The organism is Pseudophaeobacter sp., from assembly GCF_048267565.1.
GTDB classification, from domain to species: Bacteria; Pseudomonadota; Alphaproteobacteria; order Rhodobacterales; family Rhodobacteraceae; genus Pseudophaeobacter; species Pseudophaeobacter profundi.
In genome coordinates this window covers 1-12,363 of the sequence record NZ_JBLWXG010000001.1, presented here as the reverse complement: position 1 = coordinate 12,363, position 12,363 = coordinate 1, and the positions used below count along the sequence as shown (strand labels likewise).

Annotated in this window: 15 protein-coding genes and 1 tRNA gene; 6 read left to right on the top strand and 10 right to left on the bottom strand. The window is 59.6% G+C overall.

Annotated elements, in window-relative coordinates; all coding sequences use genetic code 11:
• Positions 1-9: 9 nt before the first annotated feature.
• The 5 genes from upp to ACN0VH_RS00060 form a co-directional block, all read right to left on the bottom strand.
• Positions 10-642 (bottom strand): uracil phosphoribosyltransferase, encoded by a 633-nt coding sequence (gene upp / locus ACN0VH_RS00080; protein ID WP_278922579.1) that lies wholly within the window; start codon positions 640-642, stop codon positions 10-12.
• Positions 643-732: 90 nt separating this feature from the next.
• Positions 733-1,944, bottom strand: a complete 1,212-nt coding sequence (locus ACN0VH_RS00075; protein WP_278922580.1) for a phosphopentomutase — start codon at positions 1,942-1,944, stop codon at positions 733-735.
• Positions 1,944-3,248, bottom strand: coding sequence for a thymidine phosphorylase (locus tag ACN0VH_RS00070; RefSeq protein WP_417699043.1), 1,305 nt, complete (start codon positions 3,246-3,248; stop codon positions 1,944-1,946). The genes ACN0VH_RS00075 and ACN0VH_RS00070 overlap by 1 nt, the downstream gene beginning before the upstream one ends.
• Before the next feature lie 3 nt (positions 3,249-3,251).
• Positions 3,252-3,644: a cytidine deaminase gene (locus ACN0VH_RS00065; RefSeq protein WP_278922676.1), complete on the bottom strand. Its 393-nt coding sequence runs from the start codon at positions 3,642-3,644 to the stop codon at positions 3,252-3,254.
• Between the two features lie 160 nt (positions 3,645-3,804).
• The gene (locus tag ACN0VH_RS00060) at positions 3,805-4,929 is read right to left on the bottom strand and encodes a cupin domain-containing protein (RefSeq protein WP_417699041.1); all 1,125 of its coding nucleotides are present in this window, start codon (positions 4,927-4,929) and stop codon (positions 3,805-3,807) included.
• Between the two features lie 184 nt (positions 4,930-5,113).
• Between ACN0VH_RS00060 and ACN0VH_RS00055 the strand changes: the two genes are divergently transcribed.
• The 3 genes from ACN0VH_RS00055 to ACN0VH_RS00045 all read left to right on the top strand — a co-directional run bounded on the left by ACN0VH_RS00055 (position 5,114) and on the right by ACN0VH_RS00045 (position 8,543).
• A complete protein-coding gene (locus ACN0VH_RS00055) occupies positions 5,114-7,387 on the top strand; it encodes an NADP-dependent malic enzyme (protein WP_417699040.1) in 2,274 nt (757 codons plus the stop codon).
• A gap of 162 nt (positions 7,388-7,549) precedes the next feature.
• Positions 7,550-8,302: a sirohydrochlorin chelatase gene (locus tag ACN0VH_RS00050; RefSeq protein ID WP_417699039.1), complete on the top strand. Its 753-nt coding sequence runs from the start codon at positions 7,550-7,552 to the stop codon at positions 8,300-8,302.
• 167 nt (positions 8,303-8,469) lie between these two features.
• Positions 8,470-8,543, top strand: a tRNA-Cys gene (locus ACN0VH_RS00045).
• Between the two features lie 68 nt (positions 8,544-8,611).
• On the opposite strand, the gene ACN0VH_RS00040 is transcribed toward ACN0VH_RS00045, so the two are convergent.
• The 3 genes from ACN0VH_RS00040 to ACN0VH_RS00030 are packed head-to-tail and all read right to left on the bottom strand — an operon-like array spanning position 8,612 to position 10,050.
• The gene (locus ACN0VH_RS00040; protein ID WP_417699038.1) at positions 8,612-9,643 is read right to left on the bottom strand and encodes a site-specific integrase; all 1,032 of its coding nucleotides are present in this window, start codon (positions 9,641-9,643) and stop codon (positions 8,612-8,614) included.
• On the bottom strand, positions 9,640-9,831 hold the full coding sequence (locus tag ACN0VH_RS00035) for a hypothetical protein (RefSeq protein ID WP_058291186.1): 192 nt from the start codon (positions 9,829-9,831) through the stop codon (positions 9,640-9,642). Before ACN0VH_RS00035 ends, ACN0VH_RS00040 begins: the two co-directional genes overlap by 4 nt.
• A 24-nt stretch (positions 9,832-9,855) precedes the next feature.
• Positions 9,856-10,050 carry an Arc family DNA-binding protein gene (locus ACN0VH_RS00030; protein WP_170695082.1) on the bottom strand — a complete coding sequence of 65 codons (195 nt, stop codon included), beginning with the start codon at positions 10,048-10,050 and terminating at the stop codon, positions 9,856-9,858.
• A gap of 84 nt (positions 10,051-10,134) precedes the next feature.
• Here ACN0VH_RS00030 and ACN0VH_RS00025 point away from each other — a divergent pair, with 84 nt between their 5' ends.
• Positions 10,135-10,449: an Arc family DNA-binding protein gene (locus ACN0VH_RS00025; RefSeq protein ID WP_417699037.1), complete on the top strand. Its 315-nt coding sequence runs from the start codon at positions 10,135-10,137 to the stop codon at positions 10,447-10,449.
• A gap of 2 nt (positions 10,450-10,451) precedes the next feature.
• On the opposite strand, the gene ACN0VH_RS00020 is transcribed toward ACN0VH_RS00025, so the two are convergent.
• Positions 10,452-11,051: a hypothetical protein gene (locus ACN0VH_RS00020; protein WP_417699035.1), complete on the bottom strand. Its 600-nt coding sequence runs from the start codon at positions 11,049-11,051 to the stop codon at positions 10,452-10,454.
• Positions 11,052-11,250: 199 nt separating this feature from the next.
• Between ACN0VH_RS00020 and ACN0VH_RS00015 the strand changes: the two genes are divergently transcribed.
• Both ACN0VH_RS00015 and ACN0VH_RS00010 read left to right on the top strand, forming a co-directional pair.
• Complete coding sequence (locus ACN0VH_RS00015; RefSeq protein ID WP_348493582.1) at positions 11,251-11,463, top strand: helix-turn-helix domain-containing protein; 213 nt, start codon at positions 11,251-11,253, stop codon at positions 11,461-11,463.
• Between the two features lie 2 nt (positions 11,464-11,465).
• Complete coding sequence (locus ACN0VH_RS00010; RefSeq protein ID WP_417699034.1) at positions 11,466-11,666, top strand: hypothetical protein; 201 nt, start codon at positions 11,466-11,468, stop codon at positions 11,664-11,666.
• 132 nt (positions 11,667-11,798) lie between these two features.
• Here ACN0VH_RS00010 and ACN0VH_RS00005 read toward each other — a convergent pair whose 3' ends face one another.
• Positions 11,799-12,314, bottom strand: a complete 516-nt coding sequence (locus ACN0VH_RS00005; protein ID WP_417699032.1) for an alkylmercury lyase family protein — start codon at positions 12,312-12,314, stop codon at positions 11,799-11,801.
• Positions 12,315-12,363 lie beyond the last annotated feature (49 nt).

Below are 12,363 nucleotides of genomic sequence, written 5' to 3'. Positions count from 1 at the left end.
GGCCCAGTCTTACTTGGTGCCGAACATACGGTCGCCCGCATCCCCAAGGCCCGGCATGATATAGCCTTTCTCGTTCAGTTCGCGGTCGAGCGAAGCCGTGACGATTGGCACATCGGGGTGGGCTTCTTTCATGCGGGCAACGCCTTCGGGGGCGGCCAGCAGGCAGAGGAAACGGATATTGGTGGCCCCTGCCTCTTTCAGCAGATCGATCGCGGCGACCGAAGAATTGCCAGTGGCCAACATGGGGTCCACTGCGATAACCATGCGATCGCCCAGCTCTTTGGGGACTTTGAAATAATATTGCACCGGCTGCAGGGTTTCTTCGTCACGATACAGCCCAACAAAGCCCACACGGGCGGAAGGCACCAGGTCCAGCACCCCATCAAGCATGCCATTGCCCGCCCGCAGGATCGACACCAGCGCCAGCTTCTTACCTGCGAGGATCGGCGATTGCACGGTTTCCATCGGGGTCTCGATGGTGGTTTCGGTCAACGGCAGTTCGCGGGTGATTTCATAGGCCAGCAACTGGGTGATTTCATGCAGTAAGCGCCGAAAGTCGGCGGTCGAGGTCGCCTTGTCGCGCATCAACGTGAGCTTGTGCTGCACCAATGGGTGATCAACAACGGTCAGATGGTCGCTCATTTTGGCTGTCTCCTACTATGAATTCCGACTTTCCTTGCGCGGTCTTATGCGGGCTCCCCCCTTGGGGGCAAGTCTGTTTTGATCCGCTGGTCAAAGAAAACTCTGGCCGGGCCCGCGGTTTTCGACCCCCAGATGTGCCGCAACAGAGGCCGCGACATCGACAAAGCGGCAGGTTCCCAGGCTACCAGTACCACACCCCGCCACCAGAACGGGCACCTGTTCGCGAGTATGATCGGTTCCGGGCCAGCTGGGGTCATTGCCATGATCCGCCGTCAACAGCAGCATGTCATCCTGGCGCAAACGCAGCAACAGCTTGCCGAGTTCGGCATCAAACCATTCCAGCGCACGGGCATAGCCAGCAATATCGCGGCGATGGCCATAAAGGCTGTCGAACTCGACAAAATTGGCAAATGTCAGGCTACCGTCCTCGGCCCCTTCGATGCTGCGGGCCAGATGCTGCATCAGTCGTACATCCGGGCCTTTTTGCAAGCTATCAATACCCTGCATCGAGAAGATATCGCCAATTTTGCCAATGGCATGCACCCGGTGACCGGCCTCCTGCAGCCAATTGGTCAACACCGGTGCAGGCGGCTGAATAGCAAAGTCGCGCCGGTTGCTGGTCCGGCTGAACCCGGTTTCTGACCTGCCGATAAAGGGGCGCGCAATGACGCGGCCCACCTTCATGGCATGCAGTCGGGGGGCCACCATTTCGCAGAGCGCCAACAGCCGGTCCAGGCCAAAGCTTTCTTCGTGGGCGGCGATCTGAAACACGCTGTCGGCAGAGGTATAGCAGATTGGCTGCCCCGTACGCATATGTGCCGCGCCATGGCGGGCAATAATGTCCGTACCAGAGGCATGGCAATTGCCCAGAATTCCGTCCGACCCGGCCGCCTGCGCGACATAGTCGGCCAGTTCAGCCGGAAAGGCAGGGGTGGTATCGGGAAAGAAGCACCAGTCCCAGGGAACCGGCAGGCCGGCAAGCTCCCAGTGACCCGAGGGGGTATCCTTGCCCTGGCTCACCTCGGTCGCCGCGCCCCAGCGTCCCTCTGGCGGAGCGGTAAGGCCGGGAAAGGGCTGCGGCGAGGCCAGCCGCATCGCGGCCCCCAGGCCAAGGCGGTCCAGGTTCGGCAGATGCAACGGCCCCGAACGCCCTGTCTCGGCCTGGCCGGCAGCACAAGCCTGGGCGATATGCGCCAGGGTATTGGCACCAAGATCCGGCAGATCGCCATTGTAAAAATCACTGGCATCCGGCGCCCCGCCAATGCCCACGGAATCCATCACCACCAAAAAGGCACGCGCCATCAGCTGACCCTTTCATAGACAAGCGGCGGCAGCTCTGGAGCACGATCCGCCAGGGTCAAGGCCTGCAACAGGCTTGCCTCGGCCTCCAGGGCGGCGCTTTCGCGCGCTGCATGGATCCGCGCCACTGGCGCCCCGGCATCAACCCAGTGCCCCAGCCGCACGAGATCGGAAATGCCGACAGCCGGATCCACCTGATCCGCCTCCACCATGCGGCCGCCCCCCAGCGCGACCACTGCAAGCCCCAGCGCCTCGCCATTCAGGGCCGCAACAAAGCCAGAGCGGGGCGCCGTGACCTCGCGGATGACCGGGGCCACAGGCAGATAGCGTTGCCAGTCGCTGGCAAAATCCACGGGTCCGCCCTGGGCCGCCACCATCTGGCCAAACCGCTGCGCCACCCGGCCACTCAGCAAAAGATCAGAAATCTGGCGCGCCCCCACAGCCACATCCGCTGCCAGCCCTGCCCGGACAAGCAACTCTGCGCCAAGTGCAGCGGTAATATCGATCAGCGGACAGGTCTTGCCCGCAGTCAAGGCCCGCATCACCTCGGCCACCTCCAGCCCATTGCCAAGTGCTCGCGCAATCGGCTGGTTCATATCGGTGATCAGCGCCGTGGTCTTGCAGCCCGCCGCAGTCGCCGTCTCGACCAGGGACCGCGCCAGGGCGCGGGCCTCTTCAGGGGTTTTCATAAAGCCACCAGAGCCAAGTTTGACATCCATCACCAGGGCTTCGGGGCTGGCGGCGAGCTTCTTTGACAGGATAGACGCCGTGATCAGATCAAGGCTTTCGACCGTGCCCGTGACATCGCGAATAGCATAGAGCCGTTTGTCCGCCGGGGCGATCCGCCCGGTTGCCCCGACAATGGCACAGCCAACCTGCGCAGTGATCGCCTGCAGTCTTTGTTCGGAAATCTGCGTCGTGACGCCGGGGATGGCCTCCATCTTGTCCAGCGTTCCCCCAGTGTGGCCCAGCCCGCGGCCGGAAATCATCGGCACGTAGACACCACATTCGGCCAGGGCCGGCGCCAGCAACAACGAAACACAATCCCCCACCCCGCCGGTCGAGTGCTTGTCCATCACCGGCCCCGGCAGATCCCAGTGCAGCACATCGCCGCTGTCACGCATCGCCAGGGTCAGCGCCCGCCGCCCCGCAGGCTCTAGCCCCTGCAGGCAGACCGCCATGGCAAAGGCACCCGCCTGGGCATCACTGACATGACCATTGGCCAGCCCCTCGACAAACCATCCCAGCTCGGCCTCGCTGGGCTGCTGTCCCCGGCGCAATTCGGCAATGATGGCACGTGCATCCATCGATCAGCTCCGCTCCATATGACCCGCGTCAAAGGCACCGGGCAACAGGTCGCCAATGGTAGTTTGCTGCTCCAGCCCATCAATGGTGCCCAGGGTCACCATCACCGAAGGGCCGCCAAACTCTTTCAGCTTTTGCCGACACCCGCCACAGGGCGGCACCGGTGCGGGGCTGTCCGCAACCACATAGACCTCGGCCAGGTCGCGCTCTCCGGCGGCGACCATCGCGGCAATGGCGCCGGCCTCAGCGCAGGTGCCTTCGGGATAGGCGACATTTTCCACGTTGCACCCCACGTAGACCGCCCCCGAAGCACTGCGCAGTGCCGCCCCGACCTGGAAATTCGAATAGGGCGCATAGGCGTTCTGGCATACGGCGCGGGCGGCATCTTTCAAGGTCATCATCAGGTCTCGCTGGCTTGGGTCAACAGGTGGAAAGGCAACAGGATAGGGGCAAGCGCGGGCAAAGGTAAAGCCTGCGTCCGGGGCCACAGCAGGGGGCGCCCTGTCTGATGGCCCCGTCTGATGGCCCCGGTCAGGTCAACCGGTCAGGTCAAATCGGTCAGGCAGGTTCTGCCCCCGGTTCCGCCCCAGCCTGCATCAGGGTGGTCTTGAACACCCCCGGCAGGCTGACCTCCAGCAGTTCCAGATCGGCACTGGCCGCGCTAAGCCGGGTTTGCATCCCCGGCGGAATCACAAAGGCGTCGCCCTGCTCCAGCGGGTAGGGAACGCGCCCCTCGCCTTCCAGCGTCACGCTCCCATTCATTACAAAGGTGAAATGGATGTCGGTATCATGCGCAGCCCAGACCGGATCACCTGCACCGGTCGCCGGGCGCACCACCTGCACGCCTGCAACGCCTTTGGTATTTGCGGCGATGGTGGTGTCGCGGCAGTCAAACCCCGGCAAACGGAAGGGTTGCCAAGCGGCACCTTCGGCCCTGTTGTAGACAAACCGCTGTCCCTGCCATTCGCGCTCGGGCCGCAGATGCTGCGTTGGCAGGGTCATGTCGTGGTCGATCTCGGTCACATGTTCTGCCGGAACGCCGATTTCAATCACCTGCACATTGTCACTGGCCTCCAGCACCCGGTGGCGAATTTCCGGCGGCTGGATAAAGCAATCGCCAGCGGTAAGCCGCATCTTGTCCCCCTGATCTTCATAGAGCACATCAACCCAGCCGTGGATGCAAAAGATCAGCTGAAAGCCAACCCGGTGGAAATGCACCATATCCGGCACCGGCCCGCCATCGGGGATGCGGATATGGCTGGCAATGATAGAGCCCCCCAGCCGATCCGGCACCAGATCACGATAATGCATGCCCGCCCGGCCAATCACCCAGGGGGCCTGATCCTTGAGGCGGCGCACCACAAAGCTGTGCACGGTTTTGGGCATCACCATGGGCGGGTGGCGCTCTTCGATTTCAATCCGGGTGCCATTGGGCGCAGTCAGCCGTCGCTGGCCATCGGCAAATCCGTCCGGATCGTCACACAGGATGCGCAGGGTGCCAGGCGGCTCGCTTGCTGCCCGGTCGATGCACAGGCGCAGACCGTGCCCGGAAAACACGGCAACCTGGGGATCATCCGCCGGATAGATCATATCCATCTTCATTCCAAGAACCTTGGTGAAAAACGGTATGTCATCGCGCAGCTCCTGCGTTGGCAGGCGCATTTCTGCTATGATTTCATTCATCTATTTCCCCTTTATCACTGGGGCTGGTTCTGTGATCTGTCAAGTCCGCCCCCCCCTTTGCGCCACAGTGCGGCGAAGTTTTCCATTGCGCAAGAGAGGCCAGATCACGTTAGCTGGACAAAAGCCGGTTTCCCCGGCGTCTAAATTGGTTTAACGTTAAACTATACACCCTGTGGAGCCCCCTATGTCTGACACCCCTTCGCTGCGCGATGCCGCCCTGCGCTATCACGAATTCCCGCGTCCGGGAAAATTGGAAATCCGCGCCACCAAGCCGATGGCCAATGGCCGTGATCTGGCACGCGCCTATTCCCCCGGCGTGGCCGAGGCCTGTCTGGAAATCAAGGCAGATCCGGCGAATGCGGCGCGCTATACCGCGCGGGGCAATCTGGTGGCGGTTGTTACCAATGGCTCTGCGGTGCTTGGCTTGGGCAATATCGGCGCATTGGCTTCAAAACCGGTGATGGAAGGCAAGGCCGTTCTGTTCAAGAATTTCGCCGGCATCGATTGCTTTGACATCGAACTGAACGAGAGCGACCCGGAAAAGCTGGCCGATATCGTCTGCGCCCTGGAACCCAGCTTTGGCGCCATCAACCTGGAAGACATCAAGGCCCCTGACTGCTTTATCGTGGAAAAACTGTGCCGCGAGCGGATGAATATTCCAGTGTTTCACGATGACCAGCACGGCACTGCCATCGTGGTGGGCGCGGCAGCGAAGAACGCGCTGCATGTGGCGGGCAAGCGGTTTGAAGACATCAAGATCGTCTCGACCGGCGGCGGCGCAGCAGGAATTGCCTGCCTGAATATGTTGCTGAAACTTGGGGTAAAGCGGGAAAATATCTGGCTATGCGACATTCATGGGCTGGCCTATGAGGGCCGCCAGGAAGACATGAACCCGGAAAAAGCCGCCTTTGCCCAGGCCAGCGACCTGCGCACTCTGGATGACGTCATTGGCGGGGCCGACCTGTTCCTCGGCCTGTCTGGTCCCAATGTGCTGAAACCCGAAATGGTGGCAAAGATGCGGCCGCAGCCCATTGTCTTTGCCCTGGCGAACCCCAACCCCGAGATCCTGCCAGAGGCCGCGCGCGCCGTGGCACCCGACGCAATCATTGCAACCGGACGCAGCGATTTTCCCAACCAAGTCAATAACGTGTTGTGCTTCCCCTTTATCTTTCGCGGCGCGCTGGACGTTGGCGCCAGCGAAATCAACGACGAGATGCAGATCGCCTGCGTCGAAGGCATCGCAGAACTGGCCCGCGCCACCACAAGCGCCGAGGCAGCCGCCGCCTACAAAGGCGAGCAACTGACCTTTGGTGCCGATTACCTGATCCCCAAACCCTTTGATCCGCGGCTGGTGGCGGTGGTCTCTTCGGCAGTGGCCGAAGCCGCGATGAAAAGCGGCGTGGCTGCGCGGCCGATTGACGATCTGGAGGCCTATAAACAGCGGCTGAACCAGTCGGTGTTCAAATCGGCGCTGCTGATGCGTCCGGTCTTTGATGCCGCCCGCGCTGCCGCCCGCCGGATTGTCTTTGCCGAAGGAGAAGACGAAAGGGTGCTGCGCGCCGCCCAGGAAGTGCTGGAAGAAACCACCGAAACCCCCATCCTGATTGGCCGCCCAGAGGTGATCGAAGCCCGCTGCGAACGCCTTGGCCTGCGAATTCGCCCCGACCGCGATCTGCAGATCGTGAATCCGGAAAATGATCCGCGTTACTACAACTACTGGAACAGCTACCACCAGATCATGCAGCGCGAAGGCGTCACGCCGGATCTGGCCAAGGCGATCATGCGCACCAATACGACCGCGATTGGTGCCATCATGGTCCACCACGGCGAGGCCGACAGCATGATTTGCGGGACCTTTGGCGAATATCGCTGGCACCTGAACTATGTAAACCAGGTGCTGGGTGGCGAAGGCTATGCGCCGCACGGTGCCCTGTCGATGATGATCCTTGAGGACGGGCCGCTGTTCATCGCCGACACCCAGGTGCGGATCGAACCCACCCCGGAACAGATTGCCGAAACCGTCATGGGGGCCGCGCGGCATGTGCGCCGCTTTGGCATCGAGCCACAGATCGCCCTGTGCTCGCAATCACAGTTCGGCAATATCGCCTGCGACACGGGCGCCCGCCTGCGGGCCGCGATAGAGATCCTCGATGCCAAGCACTGCGACTTTACCTATGAAGGCGAGATGAACATCGACACTGCGCTCGACACCGAGTTGCGGAGCCGGATCTTCCCCAATTCACGACTGAACGGCGCTGCCAATGTCCTGGTCTTTGCCCATGCCGACGCGGCCTCTGGCGTGCGCAATATCCTCAAGATGCGCTCTGACGGGCTTGAGGTTGGGCCAATCCTGATGGGCATGGGCAACCGCGCCCATATCGTCAGCCCGTCTATTACTCCACGTGGCCTGCTGAACATGGCCGCCATTGCCGGCACCCCCGTGGCGCATTACGGCTAGGCAAACAGCCCTTGGAGAGGGGGGGCAGCCCCCCTCTCCCCCCTGCCGCCCCGCCAGAAGGCCGCAACAGCAGGTGAATATGACCAAAGCCCCCTAGCGTCGGGCAAAAGGCCACATATATTGGGGCCAGCGACAGCCACTCCCAGCAAAACAGAGCCCACAATGCCCCCCTCTCCCAGCGTTCCAGCAGACCGCCCCCCGCAGGCAAGCACAGCCCGCAGCGCGACCAAAACAGTGGTAATCGTGGCGCATGGCCAGCCCTCTGCCCCAGAACCCGCCGAACGCGCCCTGGCCCAACTGGCAGCGCAGGTTGCCCGGTTCCTGCCCGGCTGGGATATCCGCTCTGCGACCCTGGCGCAGCCCGACCGCCTGGAGACGGTGATGCGAAAGGGCGCCCTGGTCTATCCCTTCTTCATGGCTGACGGCTGGTTCACCACCAAGGTTCTGCCACAGCGGCTGACCGCTATTGACCACCGCCAGCTGCCGCCATTTGGTCAAGACCCAGCCCTGCCAGAATTCGTGGCCAGCATGGTTCAACAGGCCCTTGCCGCGCAGACCGCAACAGCAGAAAACCACACCGCCCAAGACAGCCTGCTGCTTGCCGCCCATGGATCGGCCCGCGGCCCGAAGGCGGCAGCAGCCACCGAACGCTTTGCCACCGCACTGCGCCCCCTGCTGCCCGGCCTGGATCTGGTCACAGGTTATATTGAGCAAGCCCCCTATCTGGCTGATATAGCTGAGATAATGCCGACTCAAAGCCTCTGCCTGCCGTTCTTTGCCCAGTCTGGCGACCACGTCACACAGGACATTCCCGCAGCCCTCGCCAAGGCCAAGTTTCAAGGCAGGCTGCTGCCAGCCCTCGGCACCGCGCCCCAGATCGCACAGCTCATCGCCAAAGCCATTCGGCGCGCCTGACCCAGCCCCAGCACCCGAAATTTTGAGCCGCGAAACATCCGAAATTGACAGCTCGTTTTTTCAAGGTTCTTTGTCACTTTGGCCCTTGCGAAGGCAACCGAACCTAAATAGAAGGTGTGTCAGACTGTGTGGCAGGACACCACCCGCCACGGTTAAGTCATTGAAAAGGCGAGTTGGCGGAGTGGTGACGCAGCGGATTGCAAATCCGTGTACACCGGTTCGATTCCGGTACTCGCCTCCAATAAAATCAATGACTTGCGTCATCCTTTCTCTCCTTCACTGCCATTTTTGAAACAACCGTTGAAACTTTCACGTTTCGGTCTTGCTTCGTTCCAATTGATTTCTTGCCTCTTGAGCGCGCTTCGCGAGCTCTCTTTGCCGGATCGGCCCACCGTACTTTTTGAGCATCTCAACGCCTGAATGGCCGGTGACGGCCTTGACCATCTCGTCATCACACCCAGCCAGATACAGCTCAATCGTCGCATTTTTCCTGAGCCCGTGCGTTTTGTAGTAGCTCGCCTTCTCGTGCTTCATCTTCTTTTTGATGGAGCGCATTTCCTCGGCGATGATGCGATAGCTGACCGACCTGCCCTTAGCGTCAGTCACTACCGTGCCGTCCGTTCGCTCGAGCCCGTCCAGGTGAGCCTTGAGACGATCAGTGAGCGGGATCCACAGCGGCTTGTCGGTTTTACCCTGAGTGAAATCGAATCCTTCGTCGGAAAAGTGTGCCCACTTCATCTTTACGACGTCGCCAATTCGCTGGCCTGTGCCAACGCAAAGCTCGTAGACCAGTCGCGCACGCTCAGAAGCCAGCGCTTCGAACTCTGCGCGGACATCGTCCGGCCAAGGCTCCCAGCCATCGCTCTGCTGCTTGAAGAGCGGAATGCCTTTCGCCGGATTGCCGTGCTCCTTCTTAATAAAGCCAATCAATCGTGCGTGGTTCATCAAGACGACCATGACCTGGACGAGATAATTGGCTTGCCGCCAGTGATCCGCATTGGCGCGGTGCAATTCGTAGATATGATGGGTCTCGATCCTGGCCGGGTCTTTCTCGGCCCAGATCTCACGAATGTGGCTGATATACCGCCGATAGTCGGATCTCGTCCGGGGCTTCAGCTTTTTGTAGGCGTCGCTCTCGTAGTAGCTCAGGATTAAGGCCTCAAAGTTACGCTTCACCGGCGCAGGCGCTGGCTTTCCTTTAAGCAGGCGATTGTAATGATCCCAAAATTCCGGAGTGCCCGCTTCTTCATGCATCATGACAGAGATGCCGCGCGAACGCCGGATGAACCGAAGGTATCCTCTGTCATTGTAGACGTATTTTGGAAGGCTCTTGCGGGTCATTCGCCCATTCTCAGGTCACTGTTGAGAAAGTCGTCAGCTGCCTCTGGCGCGACCATGTTGGCATCGACGATGACACTGCCATCTGGCTTGATCTCGAACTTCGCGCGTTGCCAACCTGCCTCCCGCGCCTCGCGGATAAAAGCCGAGGCCGCTTGTTTCGCTTTCGTCTGTGCACTTACTTTCGTCATCTTATCGACACCTCTCTCACCTCGTTAACAACGCGCATTATCACCCTGATCTATATTGATATTTCCGATTGAAGCGGGAGTGGAGCGCCTGTCCTTTGCCGCGCGAATTGCGCGGATCACCTCAGAATTCTGGGAGTTGCCATTGCGATCGGACTCCGCCTTGATCCACTCCTTGAGCTCTTGCGGAAGCCGAAGTTGCATTGGTTTACGACTGTTCATGAAACGCCTCCAGGTTGAAACAATATCCCGTTAGTGGCACTTAGCCACTATTGCGTCAATCGCTTTTTATGGCACAGTGCCACCATGCCAGAACAAAGCTCTCAAAATCAGGATAAATTTATCGTGCGGCTGCCCGACGGTCTTCGCGATCGGATACGCCTCGCGGCTGAGGCCAACCACCGCAGTATGAATGCTGAGGTCGTTGCCCTACTCGAAGAAAATTATCCGGCCCCTGTGCCGGAAAAACTGGAAGACCCCGCCGCGCGGCTGCTCTTCTGGCTCGCGAAGCGCATCCGCCGAAGAAGCCCGAAGCCCGGCTCTCCCAGAGACAAGCAAGCAGCCTTGTATGAGCGCATTGCGGGCGATATTTCAGAACGCATGAAGGATATCGGGGAATAGCCTTAGTAGGCCACCCACTCATATCCGTGGTTGCCTTCGTGGTCCTCCCATTCAACGCCGACCCCGCGCCGCCAATTCGATGACGAACAGCGCCGCGACGGCAGAACCCATTGCGGGGCAGCCGCTGGTGTGGTGCGTTGCCAGCCGAATTCGCCCTGCGTGCCGTAGGTCCCGAGGCGCATGTTGTAACTCTCAGAGCAATCATCGTCGCGGCCACGTTCGTGATGACTGTAATGCCGAACGTCCCAGACGCGGATCGAGCGCACGAAATCGAATTCCAAACCGCTGATGTCGATATCGGCACCACCTTCGACCACCTGTGCCAAAATGATTTGCCCAAGCGTTTGACCTGATTGGTCGCTGGCCTCCCAGAGTTTAGGGGCCGTGCTCTGCAATGGTGCGCGCTCAGAAACACCCATAGGACAACGCCAGATTTGCAACGGCGGCTCAATCGGCCAGGGCGTGATCCGACGGATGAACACGGCACGGGCATGAGCGCATTCTGCTGACGTGGGCCACCCACCAGCCAGGCAAAGCAGAATGGCGCAGTCAACCTGATAGGCTTTCGCCGCCTGCGGAGCCACACTGAAAAGCAGAGACATTGCGACCCCAAAGAACCAATTCCTGATAAATCTGCACCACATATCAATAATTGCCTTTTGATTACGTTACTGTATTATTGAAAAAGTAGCTCCAACACCCCCTTCACACCATATACGAGAACATCATTTGTGATGCTCGCGCGCGCTTTGTGGAATATATTCCGTAGAGCGGTTCTTGTGATCTGGCCGAATACAGGCCATGAAATTGCGGGAACGAGTAGGGCTAAATGTACGGAATCTAAGAAATTCCAGAGGATTGAGCCAAGAACAATTAGCCTTAGCTGCGGAAGTCGATCGCAGCTATATCAGCGAGATCGAACTCGCCAAGAATTCAGCATCAATCGATGTTCTGGAGCGGATCGCGGATGCTCTCAGCGTCGATCCAAAGGAATTGTTTAACGAGAGGGGCTAGTTTTGCCCGAATTTGAGAGTGTTCGCACAACGGCCGAAGCCATCGGCCGCATTACCTGTATCAAGACAGGCGAAGAAATCGGCTTGCTGTATCATTGGGACAATGGTGAGACGCAGGCGGCGCTTTACGATGATGGTCATCCTGATACATCAAACTGCTCAGATCATCCCGCTGAAACGGACATCGGCGCAAACCGCAGCTAACGGCCGGAAAGAACCCGAACGTCCTGATGCTGCATCAAGTAGGAATGTCGGATTTCAGCCTCTCGCCCTAATGCATCTGGCCCAGCTCGAAGTTGGCGGAGAGCTAGACAGTGTCCATGCCCAGATGGTCTTTCATGAAGTTGGCGATAACTCGATGGGCCTGTCGGTTGAGTGGACGAAAAGTAGAAAAACAGCTGCTCCAATTTGGGTGGCTTTTTCGGGAGTTAACCGAAAGCCGGTTCCGGCAGGTTTTCCACGTTTCCACTCTTCAAGATGCTCGTCACAGCAAAACGCCAACATGGACTGGCATTGCGTTTTAGCAGCACACCCGTTCACGTCCGATACTTCAGCCCAGATGACGGTAGCTTCGGGGTGCACGGCTTCTACTTCCAATCCATCCCGGTTGATTGAAACCTTGATCTGCCTTTCACACTCCGGACAGGCTGACTGAACAGTCGTCTCGTGGCCAGTCATCGCAGCGGTTCCTAATGCATCAATGACACAAATAGCGTTGATGCGCCTGCCGCCCAGTGAAACTCGATGCTGCGTCGGGGTCGCGGAGAACGGATAGGCTGCTACAATCACGTCGTCTTCAAAAAGGACCAGATCGCGTCGTTGCAGGTGACCTGAGCCCCAAGTTTCCTCCACCTAGCGGAGAGTCCTTGGGGTTGGTTTGATGGCCCTACGCGGCCAGTTT

Bases quoted from the DNA above. Each gene is read 5' to 3' on its own strand.
- ACN0VH_RS00050 (WP_417699039.1), top strand. From the start codon at position 7,550: ATGCCCCCCTCTCCCAGCGTTCCAGCAGACCGCCCCCCGCAGGCAAGC.
- ACN0VH_RS00075 (WP_278922580.1), bottom strand. From the start codon at position 1,944: ATGGCGCGTGCCTTTTTGGTGGTGATGGATTCCGTGGGCATTGGCGGG.
- ACN0VH_RS00015 (WP_348493582.1), top strand. From the start codon at position 11,251: ATGAAATTGCGGGAACGAGTAGGGCTAAATGTACGGAATCTAAGAAAT.
- ACN0VH_RS00065 (WP_278922676.1), bottom strand. From the start codon at position 3,644: ATGACCTTGAAAGATGCCGCCCGCGCCGTATGCCAGAACGCCTATGCG.
- ACN0VH_RS00070 (WP_417699043.1), bottom strand. From the start codon at position 3,248: ATGGATGCACGTGCCATCATTGCCGAATTGCGCCGGGGACAGCAGCCC.
- ACN0VH_RS00030 (WP_170695082.1), bottom strand. From the start codon at position 10,050: ATGAACAGTCGTAAACCAATGCAACTTCGGCTTCCGCAAGAGCTCAAG.
- ACN0VH_RS00035 (WP_058291186.1), bottom strand. From the start codon at position 9,831: ATGACGAAAGTAAGTGCACAGACGAAAGCGAAACAAGCGGCCTCGGCT.
- ACN0VH_RS00020 (WP_417699035.1), bottom strand. From the start codon at position 11,051: ATGTCTCTGCTTTTCAGTGTGGCTCCGCAGGCGGCGAAAGCCTATCAG.
- ACN0VH_RS00040 (WP_417699038.1), bottom strand. From the start codon at position 9,643: ATGACCCGCAAGAGCCTTCCAAAATACGTCTACAATGACAGAGGATAC.
- upp (WP_278922579.1), bottom strand. From the start codon at position 642: ATGAGCGACCATCTGACCGTTGTTGATCACCCATTGGTGCAGCACAAG.
- ACN0VH_RS00055 (WP_417699040.1), top strand. From the start codon at position 5,114: ATGTCTGACACCCCTTCGCTGCGCGATGCCGCCCTGCGCTATCACGAA.
- ACN0VH_RS00025 (WP_417699037.1), top strand. From the start codon at position 10,135: ATGCCAGAACAAAGCTCTCAAAATCAGGATAAATTTATCGTGCGGCTG.
- ACN0VH_RS00060 (WP_417699041.1), bottom strand. From the start codon at position 4,929: ATGAATGAAATCATAGCAGAAATGCGCCTGCCAACGCAGGAGCTGCGC.